Source organism: Ruegeria sp. CDSB114 (assembly GCF_059611025.1).
In genome coordinates, this window is record NZ_JBXWOT010000001.1 from 68,744 (window position 1) to 89,908 (window position 21,165).

The following is a 21,165-nucleotide window of genomic DNA, read 5'->3' on the forward strand; positions in this document are numbered from 1 at the left end:
TTACTCGGCGGCCTCGGTCACACCCACGAGGATTTCGCGGATTTCAGCCTCTTTGATATCGTCATGTTCGGCGATGACCACCAGACGCGAGCGACGCTCTTCACCTGGCTCCCACGGGCGGTCGTACTGATGACGCACACGGGCCCCGACTGCCTGCACCAAAAGGCGCATGGGTTTGCCGGTAACAGCGGCATAGCCTTTGACCCGCAGGATGTTCAGTTCATTCGCCAGACGTTCGATATTGGCGACCAGCTGGGCCGGATCGGTCTGTTCCGGCAGCTCGACAATGATGCTTTCGAAATCATCATGCTCGTGATCGTGATGGCCATCGTGATGGCTGGGACGCGCCTCCATGTCATCTTCTGCAGCGGCCTCAAGCCCCAGCACAATACGTACATCCACAGCGCCTTCGGCCACTTCGACCACGGGCAGAGGGCGCGGGGCTTCAGCTGCGATGATTTCCTTGGCCTTGGCAACACCCTCGGGACCCGCCAAATCAGGCTTGGTCAGCAGAATGATGTCGGCGCAGGAGATCTGGTCCTCGAACACCTCGGATAGCGGCGTTTCGTGATCAATCGAGTCATCGGCCAGGCGCTGGGCATCCACCGCAGCGACATTCGGGGCAAAGCGACCGGCGGCCACAGCTTCGGCATCGGCCAGAGCAATTACGCCATCCACGGTGATTTTCGAGCGGATATCCGGCCAGTCGAACGCTTTCAGCAGCGGCTTGGGCAGGGCCAAGCCAGAGGTTTCGATCAGAATGTGATCGGGGCGCGGCTCTAGCGCCATCAGCGCCTCGATGGTCGGGATGAAATCATCTGCCACGGTGCAGCAGATGCATCCATTGGCCAATTCCATGATGTTTTCCGCCGGGCAATCGGGGATCGCGCAGGATTTGAGGATATCGCCATCGACGCCAACATCTCCAAACTCGTTGACCACAATGGCCAGGCGCTTGCCCTGCGGGTTCTGCATCAGATGACGCACCAGCGTGGTCTTGCCCGAGCCCAGAAAGCCGGTGATCACAGTGACGGGCAGTTTTTCGAGATTGCTCATATCTAAGCTCCAATCGGGGGAATGCGGGCCGCACAGTTTTTGCGGAAATGTTCAGGACGTTCGCGCCATTTAACGAGGCCATCTTGGGTCGCGAGATATTTGGTCGCGCCTTCAACAATGGTCTCGACATGATCGGTTTCATCGAGATGCTCATAGACAAAGGTCCAACGTTTGGGTCCGCCACGCAGCACAATCGAGCAGCCCTGATCGCAATTTGAAAGGCATTCTACTGCCTTCAAAGTGACGCCATCAGGAAGTTCTGCCTGCTCCAACGCCTTGTGCAGCAACGCCCCAGGACGATCTGCATCATTCTCGACGGGCAGGCCGCGGCGGCAGGTCGTGCACACCAGCAGTTCAACAGGTGTGGTCTCGGTCATGTCTCTCATCCCCCCAAATCCTCTTCGCGGGGGACGGGGTTTCATGCGGGCCACGTATTGCGACATGGGCCCGACACCGGATCACCCCGTCCGGTTTCAACTTCGGATGTTGGCAGGTCTCCCGGCTTGCGGATGTCAGAGGCTGGCCTCTGGCAGATGTCCCGCCTTCCCGGCCTGTCTGGCCAGTGGCTTTGGGCACCCTCTCCGGTCACGGTCGCGGGGGCGGCTGCGTTTGACGGATGACCGCTGACGCATTCCCTTTTCATCTGCATGTGCAGACACCAACGGATGGGACATGCGGCACGGGCAGGGGGCTTGTCAAGCGCGGCAGACGCACGGAAATCATCGAGAATGGAAAAGCGACCTGCCAATGCCTGTCAGCGGCATGTTTGGTCAGCCATATGCAAAATGACCGCAGGCGAATTTGGGCTTTGCGCCTCGAAGATATCCAGACGAAAGGATTCGCGGGCCCGTCACTTCAAAGGGCATATCGCGTGGAATCGATAGAGCGGTCAAATTTACCGGCCGAGCCAGTGAGTTCACCGCCTTCTGATCAATCCGGTGCCAAGCTTCACTCAGCAAAGCACTGCTGTAGCGAGACGGCGTGTCGCAGGCTCGAAAAGCCGAATGCGAAGCAACTGTTTGAAAGTATTGGAGGCGAGTACCGGAATCGAACCGGTGTACACGGATTTGCAATCCAGAAAGAGAGACAGCAAAAACAATGGCTTAGGGGTGCAAAATACCCCCTGACAAAAAGTGAACAAAAAGCGAAAGTTTCAAAGCCAAATTCGCCGGTTCAAAACGAAAAAGGCCCCGTCACAGCGGCAACTGTGAACCGGGGCCAAATAGAAAAAGCCTGTCAGCTTTCGGAAGACTTTAGCACGGGCCAATGCCTTACCGCAAACGCTCAGTCAGCTTTTTCGCGGCCTCTGACCGGTGAGGTGGTCCATTGAGCTGGCGCATTGCAAACGAATGCGCCGAGCGCCGCTTTGGTAGCGCCGCGCGTAAGCAAATCATCATGTTCCTGGCCGACAAGGCGAGCGATGACGGCTCGGGTATCTGGTGTTCCAAGGGGACGATCCAGCGCCACACAGAGCTGAGCGAGAGCACAGTGAAGCGCACCATCATCGACTTCCTGCGCGAAGGCATTCTGATCGAGACGGGGCGGCGGCAATGCAAGAACGGCTACACCGTCATTTACCGCATCGTTCTGGAGCGCGTGGCCGCGCTCGAACCCACGGCTGAGCCCGACATTGAGGCGGGGTCCACCGTGAACCCCGTCCAGCCTGAACCCGGTACGGGGTCCACGGTGAACGGGGTACGGGGTTCACGGTGGACCCCAAACCATCCCAAAACCATCCATAAACCACCTACGCGCAAGCGCGAGGCGGCGGAGGAGGAGGTTGAAGATCTTGAATCTGAGAAGGTCCTAGCGGCCTATCCTCAGGACAGGATCCGAGACCGGAGAGCTACTCTGCGCTTGATCTCAGCGACGGTGAAATCCGGGGTAAAGCCCGATGACCTGCTGCAGGCGGTCAAAGCCTATGCCAACGAAACCGAGGGCTACACGCGCAGCAAGGTGTGTTTCTCCGACAATTGGTTCAAGATGCGACGTTGGGAAAAAGGGCTCGCCCAGATACAGGCGGACCGCGAGAAAGCGCGAGAGTTGGAAGCCAAAGGTCGTGCCAGCCTCACCGAGTGGATTCACGAGCGCCATCCTCTGTGCCGCCATATCACCAACCGGCAGGTCGAGGACTTAATTGCGTCAAAGCTGGTGACGCCTGAGCAAGTTCGAGCTGCGGGGCTGCAGGCATGAGTGCGGCTCGATTGTTACGCTATGGCGTAAAAAGTGAATATTTACGTTGCGGCGTAATTTGTTTCAATTTACGCTGTGCCGTAAAAGGAGCCACATCATGGACCTCACAGCACGAACGGCCGAGCAGATCGGCGAGGCACTTCGCCGGACGCGCAAAGCGCGCGGCTGGACCCAAAGCGACATCAGCGCGCGTACGAATTTGCGCGTCGCGACGATTTCGTCGCTAGAGAATGGCGACGCGGGAGCCAAGCTCGCCACAGTGCTCGCTGTTATGGCGGCACTTGGGCTTGAGTTCCGATTGGTGGAACGCGGTGGCTCGCTTGAGATTGAGGATATCTTCTGATGGCCAAACACGGGCGTAGCGGCACGATGCAAGTGCTTCTGAACGGACGGTTGGTGGGGGCTTTGCGTCTCGCTGGTTCAGGCGCGATCAGCTTTATCTATGATCCGGAATGGTTGGCATGGGAACATGCCATGCCCATCTCGCTTTCGCTGCCTTTGCGTGAAGAGGCACACCAGGGCGGCCCTGTTATCGCCTACCTGGAAAACCTGCTGCCGGACAATCAGGCGATACGAGAACGCGTTGCTGCACGGGTGCGTGCGGGCGGCACGGACGCGTGGCACATGCTGGAGAAGATCGGCCGCGATTGTGTGGGGGCCTTGCAGTTCGTTTCGGGTGAGATCCCCGAGGTTGGCGCACTCGAGGGAGAGCCCGTTTCCGAGGCACAGATTGCGGATATGTTACGCAACCTCGCAAGTGCCCCCCTTGGCTTAGACGAGGAAGACGACTTCCGCATTTCTATCGCAGGGGCGCAGGAGAAAACGGCGCTGCTACGCCACGAGGGCGCGTGGATCCGTCCATCGGGGCTCACCCCAACAACCCATATCCTCAAGACGCAGCTTGGCGTTCTGCCCGCAGAGATCGATTTGTCTGACAGTGTTGAGAACGAATTTTTCTGCATGAACCTCTGTCGGGCCATGGGCATGGATGTGGCTGAAGTCGAGATTGCCGACTTCGAGGACGTGCGGAGCCTTGTTGTGACCCGGTTCGATCGGCGCTGGACCAAAGATGGCCGGTTGATCCGCCTCCCGCAGGAAGACTTTTGCCAGGCGCTCACAGTTCCACCCAGCCAGAAATACCAAATGGATGGCGGGCCGGGGATCACTGAAGGGATCGGGTTGCTGACTGGCAGTGATGACCCAGAAACAGATCAGCGCGCGTTCTTCCGTGCGCAGGTGCTGTTTTGGCTCTTGGGAGCGACAGACGGGCACGCCAAGAACTTCAGCATTGCATTGCGCCCCGGCGGTTTCCGCATAACCCCGCTTTATGACGTGCTAAGCGCTCAGAAAGCCGTGGATGACGGTCAAATTCGCCAGAACCGGATGCGTCTCGCGATGGCTGTGGATGGGCACTATAGGATCAATGAGGTCGTGCCGCGCCATTTCCTGCAGGCTGCGAAGGCGGCAGGTTTTGGTGTGGCGCTGGCGGAAGAGGTCTTGTCGGGCGTCGCGTCTGAGCTTGAACCCGCCTTGGACAAGACGCTTGCAGACCTGCCGGATGAATTTCCACAGCCATTGGCAGATGCCATTGCTGCTGGCATACGACGTCGGGCGATTGCCTTTCATGCCGTATGATCCGCAGATCATATTTCCGTTTTATGGTCGGTAGATCATATTTACCGTGAGCAATCTGCAGGCCCAGTACAGTAGTTGCAGCGTTCCAGGCAAGCTTTGACGGGCCAGCCCAGAGATTGATGACCAAACTCAGATCCTCAACGCCGTGTTTCTGATTGCTGAACATAAGCGGGCGGCCGTGCCAGACGCGGTGCAAGCCCCGCTTCAACAAGAAAATTCCCCTGCGCCAGCGCATTCCTCGCGAGCCAATTTTCCCGCTGACTTCCCCTTAGTGCCTGCTTTGGCCCTGTTCATCGAAACACTCAAAGTGAGGATCAAAACATGGCTACTCAAACTCTGAAACTGAACGTCAAATCCGGCGAAAAAGACGGCAAGAACTTCTGGGACCGCTGCGGCGTCCTCTTCGTCAACACCGACGACAGCGGCAACATCACGTCGATCAACGTCAAACACAGCATGTTCCCCGACGTCGATATGGTCGCCTTCCCGCGTCGAGATGAAGAACAGGTCACTGAGTGACCTCAATGCCAGGGCGGATTTTCTCGCCCTGGCACGCCGCCACGGGTAGGCAGCAGATGAACGCAATCGATCACTGGAAAGCTAAGCTTGTCGCTTCGTCTCCTTTCAACTAGTTTCAATCCATATCCCTCAGAGAGGACATTTTTGAAATGCCCAATGAAGACATTCTGACCGTGAAAGAGCTCGCTGAGTATCTCAAAATCGCTGAGAAAACGGCCTATCGGTTCGCATCTGAGGGGAAGGTTCCCGGGTTCAAGGTGGGAAGCGCATGGCGGTTTCGCAAAAGCGAGATCGATCGCTGGATTGCTGAGCAGGAACAAAAACAAGAAGGGGAGCAGAAATGACGGGTCAGCAACAAGCTGAGGCTTTGCGCCGGGAAATCTGGCAAATCGCAAATAGAGTGCGCGGCGCGGTCGATGGCTGGGACTTCAAGCAGTTCGTCCTAGGGGCATTGTTCTATCGCTTCATCAGTGAGAACTTCACCAACTACATCGAAGGTGGCGACGACAGTATCGATTATGCTGGAATGTCTGACGCTGACATCCCCGATGACGTCAAAGTCGATGCGATCAAGACCAAGGGATACTTTATCTATCCCAGTCAGCTCTTTCAAAATGTGGCCAAGACCGCGAGCAAGAACGACAGCCTGAATACCGACTTGGCAGGAGTCTTCTCGGCGATCGAGGCTTCAGCGAGTGGCTACCCGTCCGAAGACGACATCATTGGCCTCTTTGCTGACTTCGACACCACCAGCAACCGCCTTGGCAACACGGTTAAGCAAAAGAACGAACGTCTGGCGGAAGTCCTAAAGGGCGTAGAAAGCGTGACGTTGAACTTCGACGAGAACGAAGGCGACCTCTTTGGCGACGCCTATGAGTTCCTGATCTCAAACTATGCCGCCAATGCGGGCAAATCAGGTGGCGAGTTCTTCACGCCAACCCATGTGTCCAAACTGATCGCGAAACTGGCCTTGCACAAGCAAACCAGCGTCAACAAGATCTATGATCCGGCGGCGGGGTCTGGGTCGCTGCTTTTGCAAGCCAAGGATGAGTTCGACAAACACATCATCGAAGACGGCTTCTTCGGGCAGGAAATCAACTACACCACCTACAACCTCGCCCGCATGAACATGTTCCTGCACAACATCAACTACGACAAGTTCAACATCCAGTACGGCAACACGCTGGAAGACCCGCATTTCGGCGATGACAAACCCTTTGATGCCATCGTGTCGAACCCGCCGTATTCGGTGAAATGGAAGGGCGCGGATGACCCTACACTGATCAACGATGAACGCTTCGCACCGGCAGGTGTGTTGGCTCCGAAGTCAAAGGCCGATTTTGCCTTTGTCCTTCATGCTCTGCACTACCTGTCGGCCAAAGGGCGCGCTGCGATCGTTTGCTTTCCAGGTATCTTTTATAGGGGAGGGGCAGAGCAGAAGATCCGCAAATATTTGGTCGACAATAACTTCGTTGAGACGGTTATCGCGCTGGCTCCGAACCTGTTTTTCGGAACCACCATCTCAGTGAACATTCTGGTGCTGGCCAAGAACAAGTCCGACACAACCGTTCAGTTCATTGATGCCAGTGGCGACGATTTCTACAAGAAAGGGGTCAACATCAACGTCATGCAAGACGCGCATATTGCTAAAATCGTTGATATATTTGACGGCAAACACGATGTTCGACACGTTGCCGAAACTGTCGCTTACGACAAGATTTTTGAGAGTGACTACAATCTGTCCGTTAGCACTTACGTGGAAGCAAAAGACACCCGCGAGCAGATTGATATCACCAAGCTGAATGCCAAGCTGAAGACCACCGTTTCCAGAATTGAAGAGCTACGTAAGGACATCGATGTTCTCGTTGCGGAGATCGAAAGATGAGCAACCTCAGCTTTCTGCAAAGGCTGCTGGATGGTGCTCCCGTTGTATGGAAACCATTGGGTGAGGTCACTCAATATGAGCAGCCCACTAAGTACCTAGTAAAGTCAAAAAACTATGGCGAAGGTCTCAAGACCCCAGTTTTGACGGCGGGTAAAACCTTTGTGCTTGGGTATACTGCTGAAGCCAGTGGTATTTACGAAGCATCGAAGACCCCGACCATAATCTTCGATGATTTCACGACAGCAAACAAATGGGTTGATTTCGATTTCAAAGCCAAATCATCAGCGATGAAGATGATCACTTCGAGCGACAACAGCAAGTTTTCGATCAAGTACATCTACTACTGGCTAAATACTCTTCCCAGCGGGTTGGTTGATGGCGACCACAAACGACAATGGATTAGTAGCTACTGTAATAAACTGGTGCCAATTCCTTGCCCAGAGCGGCCAAAGAGATCGCTTGAAATTCAATTGGATATCGTGCGAACTCTGGACGCTTTCACCGAGCTGACAGCCGAGCTGACAGCCGAGCTGACAGCCGAGCTTAAGGCTCGAAAGCAACAATACAAATACTATCGCGATCTTTTGCTAGGTTTTGAGGGTGGCGATGCCGAGTGGAAGACCCTTGACGAAATTGGTGAGTTCATTCGCGGGAAGCGGTTCACTAAAGCCGACTATGTTGATGACGGTGTTTCCGCCATCCACTACGGCGAGATCTACACCCACTACGGAGTATTTGCGCACGAAACGCTTTCCAAGGTCAGAAGCGACATGGCCGATGCGCTTCGGTACGCTGAACAGAACGACGTGGTGATTGCAGGTGTAAGCGAAACCGTCGAAGACGTTGGCAAAGCAGTTGCGTGGCTTGGTGAAGAGAAGGTCGCCATTCATGACGATAGCTATGCCTTTCGCCATGCCATGAACCCCAAGTTCATCGCCTACGCAATGCAAACAGACACCTTCCATGACCAGAAGGCCAAGCACGTTTCGAGCGGCAAGATCAAAAGGCTACTGATTGACGGGATCAAGAAGGTAAAATTACCGGTCCCTTATCCGAACGACCCCGAAAGGTCCCTTGAAGAGCAGGCCCGCATCGTCGCCATTCTCGACAAGTTCAACACGCTGACCACGTCGCTCAGCGAAGGCCTGCCGCGCGAAATTGAGCTGCGTCAGCAGCAATATGAATACTACCGCGATCTGCTGCTTAACTTCCCCAAACCTGAGGAGGCCGCGTAAATGAGCCAGACCCTCGAACAGATCGCACAGCAGCTTAGTACGCCGCAGGTCATCCGAACGACTGTAACCAAGGAAACGAAGCAGATTCCGCCAAAGGAAGTTGAGCAGACAAAACCTGTCCCCAAAGTACAACTGATCTACGCCTTCAACGGGACCGGTAAGACCCGCCTGTCTCGCGCCCTCAAAGACCTTATCGCTCCAAAGCCAGAGGAGGGAGAAGATGGTGAACTCCCGCGCGAAAAAGTCCTGTATTACAACGCCTTCACCGAAGACTTGTTCTACTGGGACAATGACCTTCTAGGAGATGGTGACCCCAAGTTGATGATCCAGCCAAACACCTTCACCGACTGGATTTTGGTTGATCAGGGGCAAGAGATAAACATCACCAAGAACTTTCAGCGCTATGCGAATGATAAGCTAACGCCGACGTTCAACGAGGAATACACGCGCCAAGACGCAAACGGAAACGAAACGACGGTCAAGGCTTTCTCTGAGGTGACTTTTTCAGTTGATACAGGCGGCGACGAGGGAACCGGCAACTTCAAGATCTCAAAGGGCGAGGAAAGCCTTTTTGTTTGGAGCATTTTCTACACACTGCTCGAAGAGGTGGTCTCTGTCCTGAACGTCCCAGAGCCAGAGGAGCGGGGCACCCGGCAGTTCGATCAGCTGGAATATATCTTCATCGATGACCCGGTCAGCTCGCTCGACGAAAACCATCTGATCGAATTGGCCGTGAACTTGGCCAGCTTGATCAAGATCGCTCCGCAAGGATTGAAGTTCGTCATAACCACGCACAGCCCCCTGTTTTATAACGTCCTGCACAATGAGCTCGGCCTAAAGAAGCAGGGCAAGAAAGAAGGGTGCTATCTGCTGGAGCGGTTGGAGGATGGAACCTACAATCTGAACGTCAAGTATGGCGACGCGAATAAGAGTTTTTCCTACCATTTGCACCTAAAGAGGGTGTTGGAGGAAGCGATCGCTGAAAACAGAGTTGAGCGTTATCATTTCACTCTCTTGCGCAATCTGTATGAAAAGACTGCGGGCTTCTTGGGGCACCGTGAATGGGGTGATCTCCTAGATACCGTGCCAGGCGAAAAACAAGCCTACCTGAGCCGCATAATCCAGTTCTCCAGTCACTCAAGTCTTTCCAACGAAGAGGTTCGTGACCCGACAGGACCTGAAAAGCAGACAGTCAAGTTTTTGCTGGACCATTTGATAAACAACTACGGCTATTGGAAGCAGGACGAACAAAATGGTTGAGCAGACGAAAACCATCGCGGAAACGAAGAATTTCATCGTCCTCGACAAGTACACCAAAGAGTGGGACGCCGCCGATCGGTACCAGAGCGAAGATGATCTGGAACGTGAGTTGGTTCAGGACCTGGTCAATCAGGGCTATGAGTTTATGCCTGCACTCACGACCCAAGAGGCCATGCTCGCCAACGTTCGGGTGCAATTAGAAGAACTGAACAACGTCAAGTTTTCGAATGAAGAATGGAAACGTTTTGCCGAGACTTACCTAGACAAACCCAGCGACAACCTCGTCGACAAAACCCGCAAGATCCACGACGACTACATCCATGATTTCGTCTTTGACGACGGGCGCATCCAGAACATCTACCTGGTCGACAAAAAGAACAAGGCACGCAACAAACTGCAAGTGATCAAGCAGTTCGAGCAAGTTGGCACCCATTCTAATCGCTATGACGTGACGATCTTGGTCAATGGTTTGCCCTTGGTGCAAATCGAGTTGAAAAGGCGCGGCGTGGCGATCCGGGAGGCGTTCAATCAGATCCACCGGTATAGCAAAGAGAGCTTCAACAGCGAAAATTCCCTGTTCAAGTTCCTGCAGCTCTTCGTGATTTCGAACGGCACCGACACCCGGTATTTCGCCAACACGACCAAGCGTAACAAGAACAGCTTCGATTTCACCATGAACTGGGCGAAGTCTGACAATGAACTGATCAAAGATCTTAAGGACTTCACAGCTACTTTCCTTCAGAAGCGCACACTGCTGAACGTTTTGCTGCAGTATTCGGTCTTCGATGTCAGCGACACATTGCTGGTCATGCGCCCCTACCAGATTGCTGCGACAGAACGCATTCTATGGAAGATCAAGAGTTCATTTGAGGCCAAAAACTGGAGAAAGCCAGAGGGTGGTGGCTTCATCTGGCACACCACTGGTTCTGGCAAGACCCTAACGAGTTTCAAGGCTGCGCGGTTAGCGACTGAGCTGGGATTTATCGACAAGGTTTTCTTCGTCGTGGACCGTAAGGATCTCGATTACCAGACCATGAAGGAATACCAGCGATTTTCCCCTGACAGTGTCAACGGCTCTGACAGTACCGCCGGGTTGAAGCGCAACTTGGGTAAAGACGATAACAAAATCATCGTCACGACGATCCAGAAGCTGAATAATCTAATGAAATCAGAAGGCGATCTGCCGGTGTACGATCAGCAGGTGGTCTTCATTTTCGACGAGTGCCACCGCAGTCAGTTTGGCGAGGCGCAGAAGAACCTGAAAAAGAAGTTCAAGCGGTTTTATCAGTTTGGCTTCACCGGAACGCCGATCTTTCCTGAGAATGCACTGGGGGCTGAAACGACCGCCAGCGTGTTTGGACGTGAGTTGCATTCCTATGTGATCACTGACGCCATTCGCGACGAAAAGGTTCTGAAATTCAAGGTCGACTACAACGATGTACGTCCCCGGTTTAAAGCCATTGAAACAGAGCAAGACGAAAAAAAGCTCAGCGCAGCTGAGAACAAGCAAGCGCTGCTTCATCAAGAACGTATTCGAGAAGTTTCGCAGTACATACTAAACAATTTCCGTCAGAAAACCCACCGAATGCATGCGGGAAGCAGTGGCTTCAACGCTATGTTCGCCGTCAGCAGTGTAGATGCGGCCAAGCTCTACTACGAAACCCTAAACGCTCTGCAGGCAGACAGTGAAAAGCCGCTGAAGATCGCGACGATCTTCTCGTTTGCAGCCAACGAAGAGCAAGACGCGATCGGGGACATTCAGGACGAGAGCTTTGATGTGTCAGCGATGAATAGCAGTGCCAAGGAATTTTTGAGCGCCGCAGTCGAAGACTATAATGCACTTTTCAAAACGAATTTCAGTGTCGATAGCAGTGGTTTTCAGAACTACTACCGCGACCTCGCCAGCCGGGTTCGCTCGAAGGATATCGACCTGCTAATTGTCGTCGGCATGTTCCTTACCGGCTTTGATGCTCCGACGCTCAATACCTTGTTTGTTGACAAAAACCTCCGCTACCATGGCTTGATGCAGGCGTTCTCCAGGACCAACCGGATCTACGATGCGACAAAGACATTCGGCAATATCGTAGCGTTTAGGGACCTTGAACAAGCGACAGTTGATGCGATCACGTTGTTCGGTGACAAGAACACAAAGAACGTTGTGCTGGAAAAGAGCTACGACGAGTACATGAATGGTTTCGTTGATCAGGAAACCGGTGCGGCGCGACGCGGGTTCATTGATGTTGTGAAGGAGCTAACCGAACGCTTTCCCAATCCGGACGAGATCGTCAAAGAAGAAGACAAGAAGGAGTTTGCAAAGCTCTTTGGTGAGTATCTGAGAGTCGAAAATGTGCTTCGGAACTACGATGAATTCTCAGCATTGAAGGCCTACCAGGGCCTAGACCCAAAAGACGCTGATGCCGTCGAGGAGTTCAAGCAAAAGCACTACTTGAACGATGATGACCTTCGTGACTTGGAGGCAATAGACCTACCCTCAGAGAGAGCGATTCAAGATTATAGATCGTCGTACAATGATATTCGCGATTGGCTACGTCGAGAAAAGTCGTCGGCTGAGCAAGAACAGAACACTATCGAGTGGGATGACGTCGTTTTTGAGGTCGACCTTCTTAAATCGCAAGAGATCAACCTCGACTACATCCTCGAGCTGATCTTCGACAAGAACAAGAAAGTGAAGAGCAAGGGAGATCTGATTGAAGATGCTCGCCGTGTCATTCGCGGCAGTCTTGGCAATCGGGCAAAAGAGAGTCTGATAGTGGACTTCATCAACCGGACTGATCTCGATCAGATTGATGACAAGGCTGGTGTGATCGACGCATTTTTTTCATTTGCCCAAGCCGAGCAACGCAAGGAAGTCGAGGAGCTTATCAAGTCAGAAGATCTAAATTCTGACGCCGCGAAGCGTTATATTTCGGCTTCCATAAAACGCGAATTTGCAAGTGAAAACGGTGCCGACCTAAATGCCATACTTCCCAAAATGAGCCCACTAAATCCGCAGTTTCGGACTATGAAGACAACTGTCTTCGAGAAGATTTCGGCCTTTGTCGAAAAGTTCAAAGGGGTCGGCGGGCAAGTCTAGCGAAAGCGTTGGCGCTGCCTAGGAGGGTCGGTTCGCTTCAGCTTGTTGCCAGTCATGGTAGGTCTGCTTCGATCCTTTGACCTTCCACTCCAGGCGACCGTTGCTGTTTCGGTCTAAGATGATAGCTGCGGCGGCTGAAGGACTATTGAAGGACCAAGGTTTAGTGAACCTGAGTTTTTGGTTGGCGTCAGTGACCAGGACACCATCTGAGATGAGCTTTTCCTTCAAGCTGCCGTAGCTTTGTTGGACATAGCCGGTCTCGGTGAGCGCCTCGGACCCTTCCAGTACAACAAATTCACCGTCTTCTTCGACAGCGGTCGCCTTGACACCGCTCTTGTGGCGAATCTCGAACTGCACTTCTCCTTCGGTCCGCTCTTCGACTGGCTTCGCTGTTTGCGTCACCGCGCGCGGTTGTGGCTTGAGCATATCCAAACCGATCACGGGCAGGATAATGCGAAGGTTTGATAGAAACTGCTCCATGTTGGCTACGTCAGCCTCTGGCAATCGTCGCCTGCTGGTGTCCGGTTGTGTGCCGTTATCCAACGTGACGCGACCTGCTTGGGCGGCTTGCTCTATGAGCCGCGCCTCCAGGTATTCCGCGTGTCCTTTGGAGAGGTCATCGTCACTTGTGGTGATGGTGATGGCCGTTTCCCAGAAGTCTCTTTTGATCGCGCTTTGCTTGATCCTCTCAGACACGGAGTTTCCAGAGCCAATATAGGTGCGGGTTGCACCGGCTTTTTCTGGATCAGGACCCGACAGTATGTAGATGCCGGTCCGATCGACCTCTTCACGAGCGGTAAGGTCACCGAATGCAGAAGCCCCGCTTACAAAAAGCAAACCTGTCCAACCATGGATCGTCGCTTTTCGCAGCCCGGTTGGCTTCCCGTCTACGAGGAAAAGCTGGATTGTTCGACCGAATGAGCCCTCTGATTGCACGACTTGCTCCTTTAAAACATGGTTCTAACAATTGCCTGCACAGCACACTTTAAACACGAAGTCAGATGATTGTCGTCCCGTGAGGACGGCTTATTTGCAATAGACTGCACCGGGGCTCAACGGACCGTTGGCCCGCTCACCCCGATCCAGGCATCATTCCTTTTTTGGTCCGCCCAACATCCCTGACCGTAGCGGTCAACCTTAGACCATCCCCAAAATCAGCCACCAATTTCCCCTGTCTCGCGTGCGAGCCATTCCTCGCGGGGCGAATTTGCGTCTGATTTCGGCGCAGACATTTTCTTCGCAAATGTGGCCGATTGACAGCCCCGTTCAGGTCCATGGGTCGGGCTTTGCCCTCTCCCACTCTGTTCCGCCGAATACATGCGTATTCGGTCAGATCAGGTGGCCGAGGCGCAGCCCATCGGCGGAAGGGGGCGCGAAGCCTCACCCGCCTCACTTTGATCGAGGAGGCCACAAATGGCACCGAAGTTTGATGTTTATGCCCACGTCACCGACACCATTATTGCAGAGATCGAGGCAGGCACACCGCCATGGCGCAAGCCGTGGACAGGGAGCGCGTCCGGCATTGCCCTGCCGACCCGACACAACGGCGAGGAGTATCGCGGGATTAACATCCTGATGCTCTGGGTCATGGCGGCCAAGCATGGCTACGTGTCCAGCCGCTGGATGACTTACAAGCAGGCACAGGAATTGGGCGGTCAGGTCCGCAAAGGTGAGACGTCGTCCACAGTGGTCAAATACGGGATGTTCACCAGAGAGAACGAATTGGGCATCGAGGAGGAGCTGCCCTATGCGCGCGCCTACCGCGTCTTCAATGCGGATCAGATCGAAGGCTTGCCGGAGGATTACTACATCCGGCCCGAGGCCCCGCGCGACCTTGGTACGGCGGAAGAACCAAAGCTTGAGGCGTTTTTCAGCCAGACAGGGGCGGAGATCCTCACCAGTGATGAGCCGCGCGCCTATTACAGCCCCGCCAAAGACCACATTCACATGCCGCCGATTGGCACCTTTAATAATGCGGCAGGCTACTATGGGACGTTGGCCCATGAGGTGATCCATTGGACCGGCAGTGAAAAGCGGCTTGAGCGGATCAAGAAGTTTGCGAACCGTGAAGCCTATGCCTTTGAAGAGCTGGTGGCGGAAATCGGCGCTTGTTTTCTTGGGGCTCAGATTGGCGTCGCGCCGGAATTCGACCAAAGCGCCGCTTATGTTGAAGGCTGGTTGAAAGCGCTCAAAGAGGAGAAGCGGGCGATTTTTCGCGCGGCGTCTGAGGCGCAAAAGGCTGCCGATTTTGTCCTAGCAGCTGCAGGTCAGAGCAAGGAGGCGGCAGCATGATCCCTGACTATCACAGCGATGATTTTTCGACCGCACGCCTAGAAGACACTGTCAGCTTGCGAAGTGCGGCCCGTGAAGTGCGCGCCACGCTCTACGCGGTTTTGAACCGGCTGGAGCTGAACGATCTGGACGGCGAGGAACAGCCCTATATCGACGATTGTCTTGGGGCTCTCGCAATCCTTGAAGAGGCGTTGCGATGACTTTGGAAAAGATCAAAGCAGCAGTGGACGCGGGCAACCGCGTTCACTGGGCCAATAGAGGGTATGTCGTTACGCGTGATGGCCACGGGCAATGCCTCATCACCTTCACGCATAACGGGTCAGCTATCGGTTTGACCAGTCGGGATGGCACATGCCTGAACGGCAAACCTGACGAATTCTTCATCGAGGAAATTGCAGAGGTTCGCCATGAAGTATTCTGACATTAAGCAGGCGGCCCGAGAGAGCCGCGCCAGTGTGCATCTGTATGGCTTCTGCAATCTGCCCGATGGTGGGCAGGAGTATTGTGACGATCCAGCACTGATCGATGGCTGGGCAATCTATGTCCGAGTTGAGACACCGGACGACCCGCAACAGCCCTTTGATCTGCACGAGCTGCCCGATCATCAAACCTATGCCAGCGCCGAAGGCGCGGCCCGCGCAATAGCGCTGCAATTGCTTGGCGATGCTGAGGCATGGAACCACGATTAGTGGTGCCATGCCTTGCGCTGTGGCCGGGCTTTGCCCGGCGGTTGCAGCCCATGGCTGCTCCAAACGGAATACAGGCAGTTGATTCAATATTATAATATTGAATCAATTATGGCGAAATGCCATAATAGGGCTGCCTGTATGATGCTGGCAAGAAATAGGGGTGATTACTTCACATGCACCGACCGCACACACCACGGCACAAGCGACTGACGCAGAACCAGCGTTTTGCCATCGTGCGCAAGCGTGCCGAGGGGATGCCTATTGAGGAGCTGGCCCGCGAATTCGGGGTCACGCCCCGCAGCATCTTCTACACGTTGAAGGCCGATCAAAGCCGCAAGCTTGATGCGCGCGTACGCTCCGAGTTGGTGAATGTCCGGCTCACGCCCAAGGAGTTGGCGAGCTTTGATGCGGTCTTGACGCGGCATGATATCGCCAGCCGCGCGGAGGGGTTGCGGCGGTTGATCCATGCGTCGAGTGATCTCTTCGTTCCCGACGATGAACTGTCCAACCAGATGCAGGGGTTGTCGGCCTCTCTCAATCGCACCGGCAACAATATCAACCAGATCGCGCAGCGCCTCAACGAGGCGAAGCGGCAGGGTAAGGCGCCGCCCTATGGCAATTCTGCCCATAGCCAGGTCCGCGTCTTGGCCGGACTGATCTTCGATATCACGGACCAGGTTCAGGATATGGCGCAGCGCCGCCGCAGCGCGCTGTCCGGCGAGATTGCGCGCGTACTGGGAGGCTTTGCCGATGGCCCGGAATAGCACCGTTGCCTCCGCGCAGGAGGCATTCTTCGATCGGGACTGGAGCCGCATTCGTGGAAGCGTTCCCCGCTCTCGGGCAAAGCAGATGGCGCGCGCCGCCATGGGGCATTCGCCCGCGATCTTCAAAGCCATTCGCGATGGAGGCACGCACAATAAAGCGCAGCTTCGCAACCAGCTGGAATACCTGACCACCAAATCGAGCTTTATCATCGACAGCCGTGGCACTTATGACGACCAAAGGGCTCTCTCTGCCAAAGAGATCGAGCAGGTCACACGCCGGTTTTCCGCGCAGTGGAATGAAAGCTTTCATCCCAAGCTGGGGCACACCTCCCATCTTTTGATGGCCTTCCCGATTGGCACGCGCGGCGAGGATGTCGCCGAGATCACGCGCGAGATTTGTGAGCGGTTTTTTCAGGGCGAAGGAAGCCACTTTGACTACATCGCGGCCGTGCACGAGGACCGGGACCACCCGCATGCCCACATCGTTCTGAACCGGCGCAGCAAGGATAGGGAGTTCTTCTTTCTGAAGGAGGGGCATCACTTCAACTACGACAGTTTTCGCGAGGCGATGGTCGAGGTGTCGGACCGCTATGGGCTGCGCCTTGAGGCGACCCGAAAGCTTGAGCGTGGCATCACGACGAAGAAGTCAAGCGATGCGGACCACCGACGTGCGGAAGCTACGGGTCAGCAGCCTACTGAGCGTGAGCGCGTGGGGCGAGAGCTTGACCGTGCGTTGGCTGAAGTGGCGCAGAACGCGCGACTCTATTGCGGCCTAGCGGCAGAAGCCTCGCGCGAGAACCAGCAAGACATCGCTGCTGCTTTAGACAGGGCCGCGACGCTCTTGGCGAAGGGAAAATCGATTGAAGCAGATGGAAAGGTATATGGCATGGCCGCAGAACAGCATTCGTTTGATGAGGTCGTGGACGGCTTTCACGACAAGATCGACCAGGCCGAACGCATTGTCGCCGACGCCCCGGTCGATCGGCGCGCGGCGCTAGAGCATGAGCTGAACGACATCTATCGGTCACTGTCGCATCTGAGCCCAATGGGAACGCAGTCCCACACCTTGCTCGAAGACGCGTCCAAAAGCGGGATTTATTCGGCTGCGAACATCCAGGCAGAGGCCCAAGGTGCCTTGCAGGATCCAGCGCTCGCCGAACGTCTTCATCAGGCTTTGAAAGGCACCGGCATTGACGCGCAAGAGGTGACGCGCCGCGTTGAAATCGGCGCGGGTAATGCCGCGCTAGAGCGGCAATGGCTTGGACAGGATTTGAAGGCGATTGCCGACAAGGAAGGCTTTGACCTGTCGCGCGCCGATGAACTTGAAAATGCGATCGACCGTCTCGACCAGGTACACAGTGATCTGGGTCGTTCGTTGGCCGATGCTGAAGTTCTCAAAGACAGCGGTGCGGTAGAGGCCGACCGGCCGGAAACCATAGTCGACAGGTTGCCGCCGACCACCGCTGATATCCTGAGCCGTATGAGGGACGACCCAACCGCAGATCCATTCCGCAGCGATCTGGAGCGCGAGACCTTGCGTGCCGAGCTGGGGGAACTGGTCGGTGAAGAAAGCACCCCGGACTTGGCGATCGGTGACGAGACCACGCTGGAGGAACACATGAGCGATCGCCTGGACCGGCTCTACGCGGCCAAGGCGTATCTGCAGAGCGACGCTGCGCTGGCGAACAGTGTGGCGATGGAGCATGTCCTCGATGAGATCGCCAATGAAGAAATCGACCTCCAACGCGAGCGGCACGTCGATGCCGATGGCGAAAAGGGCGTGACGCATGGGTAAGGCGCGGATCGCACTCGGCGTCATGAGCTTTGCCTTGCTCGGCGCGGTTCTTGGGTACGTCCTGGCTTCGGCTTTTCTGACGTTCCGCTGGTTCGGGGTTGGAGCTGACATCGATTTCCTGATGCTGGCACGCGGCTATGCGGATTTTCGGGCGATCCAGCCTAGCGATATGCAAATCGTGCACTTGATCATCGGGATCAGCACCTGTGCCGGTGTTTTGCTCAGCGCCGTCTTGATGAACGACGCGTTGACCAAGTTTGGTGAAACCCACTGGCAGCACATGTCCGAGATGAAGCGGAACGGCTTTTTCGGGAAGCCCGGTCACGGCTTCGTTCTTGGCAAGATGGGTAAACCCAAGAGCCGCAAACCCTTTGTCATGTCCAAGGTCTTTCCACATGCTCTGATCGTGGCCCCGACCGGGCGCGGTAAGACTACGGGTTTCGTTATTCCAAACCTTCTAACCTATCAGGGCAGTGCAGTGGTTCTGGACGTGAAGGGCGAAAACTTCGAGGCGACGGCGCGCCACAGAGCCGCTCAGGGTGACAAGGTTTTTCGGTTCGCGCCCACTGATTGGAAGGATGGCCGCTCGCACCGCTACAATCCTTTGTTGCGGATATCGGCGCTCGAAAATGTTGATCGTCAGCAGATGGAACTGCAACTCTTGGCCTCACTGTTCCTTCAGACCGAAAGCGATCGCGTTCAGGGGCTTCTAGACGGCGGTATCGATCTGTTTGTGGCGGCAGGGCTTTTGGCGTTCGAGCGCAGGCGGCCGACCCTGGGCGAAATCTACCGCATCACGGCCTCAGGCGGTGATAAACAGAAGGAATATCGCCGCCGTGCCGACGAAGTAGTCAACCCAGCCGCCAAGCTGATCTTCATGCGGATGTCCTCGACCAACAACGACACGCTGACCTCTTACCTGTCGCTCTTGATGACCTCCGGTCTCAAGCAGTGGTCCAACCCCGCCATCGACCGAGCAACCGCAACTTCAGACTTCGACTTCCGCGAGATCCGAAAGACGCCGTTTTCCGTTTATCTCGTAGTCGAACCGCTGATGGTGAAACCGCTCGCGCCGCTGATCCGCCTGTTTTTCTCGGACTTGCTGGCATCGTTGCAAGACCATGAACCAGACGAGGACGAGCCCTGGCCGGTGATGGTCATGCTCGATGAATTCAATCGCCTGGGCAAAATGCCGATCGTGCTCGACAGCATTGAAACCCTGCGATCGTACCGAGCCAATCTTGCGATCGTCACACAGACGATCCCGGCGCTCGACGAGATTTACGGCGAAAATGCCCGACGCGCCTTGCAGGGGAACGCGGGTATCAAGCTCTATCTGACCCCATCGGATGAAAAAACCATCGAAGAGCTGAGTAAGGCTGTCGGCAAAACCACCAAACGCGTTGTGACCCGCTCGCGGTCGGTCGGTCGCAACCCTTTCGCCGGGCGCAGTATGTCTGAACGGACCGAAGAGACCGCGTTGCTACCTGAGGATGAGGCGCGGCGCATGGATCTTGATGACATCGTTCTGGTGGTCGACGCGCAAATGCCCGTGCGCGCCAAGCGGATCAAATACTATGAGGACCGGTTCTTTGAGCAGATCTTCGACAAGCAGACCGGCGATCTGCCGTATCCCTCCGCGGGAGACCAGATGCGCGGCCTGCAAGGGCAGATTAAGGCGCTGGAGGCGAAGATCGGAGAGCTTGAGATGCCGAAGGTGGTGCCAGTTGGTGGTTCTGAAGGTGGTGGGAATCTGCGAGAAGAGATCGAAGATCTGGCCAGCGAACAGCGGGAAGTAACGTCCGACGACAAGCCTAGCCTGGGCGAGTATCAGGCTGGAACAGATCGGGTGGAGAGATTTTTGGAGGAGGCAGCTCGGGGATGAGGGGCACCTCAGTCGGGTTGGTTAAAGACAGGACTGCCAAAAGCTGAGTTTGGGATCGTTGTTCGGTTTCTATGGTTGCAACCCAGTTTCTGGACGTTCGCCGCAAACCCGAAACCTTTACTTGATCGACCTAACAGGTCTAGGACGCAGCAGCCGTATGCGATTTATAAGAAATGGCTGCTCACATCTGTTTTCCCAGCGGACCCGAATGCCTACATGCAGTCAAACAGCGCACTCCAAGCGAGCCACTTGCACCATTTTTGAAACGGTAAAAATTGATGATAAACTATGTTGCTCCACTGGGCGGTCAGACAATCGGCAAAGCCGCAAGTCGCGAAGGTGCCTGGTGGCTTTGTAGCCGCTATGGCCTGAAACCATTTCCTTTGAACGATGCTTCATCGGTGAGTTTAGAAGACGCTGAGAATGGGGCAAAGGTGTGGACTGTTCCCTGCGAGCACACCCAATTCCCATATGATCGTGCTGCCTTTGAAAATCGACGTCGTGATGGTTTGGCTACATTAGAGAACGGCCTTCCAGCATGGCCTGTTGCTGAAGAAAATGGGATTGCATTCCAAACCTTCAAACAACGGCTCAAAAGAGGCTGGTCGGGTGAAAGAGCAGCAACTGAAGGGGTACGGGAAATAGCGCATAACCCGGATGATGAATGGGAAGTAATTGCGCTGGAAAACGGGCTATCTGTCCGCGCATATCGCAGCCGTGTTCAGGCTGGTTGCCCTGAAGCCATCGCCGCAACATTGGGGCTAAGTTGGCGGAAGTGGTAAGATAGGTCTCTTTGCGGGCACATGGTCGTCTCACTTCTCTTCAAGGAGATCTTGGTCTGTTACTGGGAAACAATTTTTTAC

At 55.0% G+C, this 21,165-nt stretch carries 19 protein-coding genes, 1 pseudogene and 1 riboswitch; of the genes and pseudogenes, 17 read left to right on the forward strand and 3 right to left on the reverse strand.

Annotated features, from left to right (window positions below; genetic code table 11):
* A complete protein-coding gene (gene cobW / locus AC2FIP_RS00335) occupies window positions 1-1,056 on the reverse strand; it encodes a cobalamin biosynthesis protein CobW (protein WP_282021861.1) in 1,056 nt (351 codons plus the stop codon).
* A 2-nt stretch (window positions 1,057-1,058) separates the two neighbouring features.
* Window positions 1,059-1,433 carry a DUF1636 family protein gene (locus AC2FIP_RS00340; RefSeq protein ID WP_142632902.1) on the reverse strand — a complete coding sequence of 125 codons (375 nt, stop codon included), beginning with the start codon at window positions 1,431-1,433 and terminating at the stop codon, window positions 1,059-1,061.
* 94 nt (window positions 1,434-1,527) lie between these two features.
* A riboswitch (cobalamin riboswitch) is annotated at window positions 1,528-1,734 on the reverse strand.
* Between the two features lie 648 nt (window positions 1,735-2,382).
* Between AC2FIP_RS00340 and AC2FIP_RS00345 the strand changes: the two genes are divergently transcribed.
* From AC2FIP_RS00345 to AC2FIP_RS00385, 9 genes are all read left to right on the forward strand, one after another.
* On the forward strand, window positions 2,383-3,249 hold the full coding sequence (locus AC2FIP_RS00345) for a hypothetical protein (RefSeq protein WP_496784754.1): 867 nt from the start codon (window positions 2,383-2,385) through the stop codon (window positions 3,247-3,249).
* A 97-nt stretch (window positions 3,250-3,346) separates the two neighbouring features.
* Window positions 3,347-3,592 carry a helix-turn-helix domain-containing protein gene (locus tag AC2FIP_RS00350; RefSeq protein ID WP_025059995.1) on the forward strand — a complete coding sequence of 82 codons (246 nt, stop codon included), beginning with the start codon at window positions 3,347-3,349 and terminating at the stop codon, window positions 3,590-3,592.
* Window positions 3,592-4,884, forward strand: a complete 1,293-nt coding sequence (locus tag AC2FIP_RS00355; RefSeq protein WP_496784756.1) for a type II toxin-antitoxin system HipA family toxin — start codon at window positions 3,592-3,594, stop codon at window positions 4,882-4,884. Before AC2FIP_RS00350 ends, AC2FIP_RS00355 begins: the two co-directional genes overlap by 1 nt.
* Before the next feature lie 321 nt (window positions 4,885-5,205).
* Window positions 5,206-5,403, forward strand: a complete 198-nt coding sequence (locus AC2FIP_RS00360) for a hypothetical protein (protein WP_496784758.1) — start codon at window positions 5,206-5,208, stop codon at window positions 5,401-5,403.
* A gap of 149 nt (window positions 5,404-5,552) precedes the next feature.
* Complete coding sequence (mads1, locus tag AC2FIP_RS00365) at window positions 5,553-5,747, forward strand: methylation-associated defense system helix-turn-helix domain-containing protein MAD1 (protein ID WP_058239057.1); 195 nt, start codon at window positions 5,553-5,555, stop codon at window positions 5,745-5,747.
* A 23-nt stretch (window positions 5,748-5,770) separates the two neighbouring features.
* A complete protein-coding gene (locus AC2FIP_RS00370; RefSeq protein ID WP_496784761.1) occupies window positions 5,771-7,288 on the forward strand; it encodes a type I restriction-modification system subunit M in 1,518 nt (505 codons plus the stop codon).
* On the forward strand, window positions 7,285-8,523 hold the full coding sequence (locus AC2FIP_RS00375; protein ID WP_496784763.1) for a restriction endonuclease subunit S: 1,239 nt from the start codon (window positions 7,285-7,287) through the stop codon (window positions 8,521-8,523). The genes AC2FIP_RS00370 and AC2FIP_RS00375 overlap by 4 nt, the downstream gene beginning before the upstream one ends.
* Window positions 8,524-9,783 carry an AAA family ATPase gene (locus tag AC2FIP_RS00380; protein WP_496784765.1) on the forward strand — a complete coding sequence of 420 codons (1,260 nt, stop codon included), beginning with the start codon at window positions 8,524-8,526 and terminating at the stop codon, window positions 9,781-9,783. It begins immediately after the preceding gene.
* Window positions 9,776-12,877, forward strand: a complete 3,102-nt coding sequence (locus tag AC2FIP_RS00385) for a type I restriction endonuclease subunit R (protein WP_496784767.1) — start codon at window positions 9,776-9,778, stop codon at window positions 12,875-12,877. The genes AC2FIP_RS00380 and AC2FIP_RS00385 overlap by 8 nt, the downstream gene beginning before the upstream one ends.
* An 18-nt stretch (window positions 12,878-12,895) precedes the next feature.
* Here AC2FIP_RS00385 and AC2FIP_RS00390 read toward each other — a convergent pair whose 3' ends face one another.
* The gene (locus AC2FIP_RS00390; protein WP_496784769.1) at window positions 12,896-13,813 is read right to left on the reverse strand and encodes a GIY-YIG nuclease family protein; all 918 of its coding nucleotides are present in this window, start codon (window positions 13,811-13,813) and stop codon (window positions 12,896-12,898) included.
* Window positions 13,814-14,290: 477 nt separating this feature from the next.
* Between AC2FIP_RS00390 and AC2FIP_RS00395 the strand changes: the two genes are divergently transcribed.
* The 8 genes and pseudogenes from AC2FIP_RS00395 (at window position 14,291) to AC2FIP_RS00430 (ending at window position 21,084) form a co-directional block, all read left to right on the forward strand.
* Window positions 14,291-15,169 (forward strand): ArdC family protein, encoded by an 879-nt coding sequence (locus AC2FIP_RS00395; protein WP_496784771.1) that lies wholly within the window; start codon window positions 14,291-14,293, stop codon window positions 15,167-15,169.
* Window positions 15,166-15,369, forward strand: a complete 204-nt coding sequence (locus tag AC2FIP_RS00400) for a hypothetical protein (protein WP_496784773.1) — start codon at window positions 15,166-15,168, stop codon at window positions 15,367-15,369. Before AC2FIP_RS00395 ends, AC2FIP_RS00400 begins: the two co-directional genes overlap by 4 nt.
* A pseudogene (locus tag AC2FIP_RS00405) lies at window positions 15,366-15,554 on the forward strand (hypothetical protein); the annotation flags it as partial. The gene AC2FIP_RS00400 and the pseudogene AC2FIP_RS00405, both read left to right, overlap by 4 nt.
* Window positions 15,555-15,576: 22 nt before the next feature.
* Window positions 15,577-15,858 carry a hypothetical protein gene (locus tag AC2FIP_RS00410; protein ID WP_496784775.1) on the forward strand — a complete coding sequence of 94 codons (282 nt, stop codon included), beginning with the start codon at window positions 15,577-15,579 and terminating at the stop codon, window positions 15,856-15,858.
* Between the two features lie 173 nt (window positions 15,859-16,031).
* The gene (locus tag AC2FIP_RS00415) at window positions 16,032-16,622 is read left to right on the forward strand and encodes a helix-turn-helix domain-containing protein (protein WP_496784777.1); all 591 of its coding nucleotides are present in this window, start codon (window positions 16,032-16,034) and stop codon (window positions 16,620-16,622) included.
* Complete coding sequence (locus tag AC2FIP_RS00420; protein ID WP_496784778.1) at window positions 16,609-18,417, forward strand: relaxase/mobilization nuclease domain-containing protein; 1,809 nt, start codon at window positions 16,609-16,611, stop codon at window positions 18,415-18,417. Before AC2FIP_RS00415 ends, AC2FIP_RS00420 begins: the two co-directional genes overlap by 14 nt.
* Window positions 18,410-20,302 carry a type IV secretory system conjugative DNA transfer family protein gene (locus AC2FIP_RS00425; protein ID WP_496784780.1) on the forward strand — a complete coding sequence of 631 codons (1,893 nt, stop codon included), beginning with the start codon at window positions 18,410-18,412 and terminating at the stop codon, window positions 20,300-20,302. Before AC2FIP_RS00420 ends, AC2FIP_RS00425 begins: the two co-directional genes overlap by 8 nt.
* A 278-nt stretch (window positions 20,303-20,580) precedes the next feature.
* Window positions 20,581-21,084, forward strand: a complete 504-nt coding sequence (locus AC2FIP_RS00430) for a hypothetical protein (RefSeq protein WP_496784782.1) — start codon at window positions 20,581-20,583, stop codon at window positions 21,082-21,084.
* Window positions 21,085-21,165 lie beyond the last annotated feature (81 nt).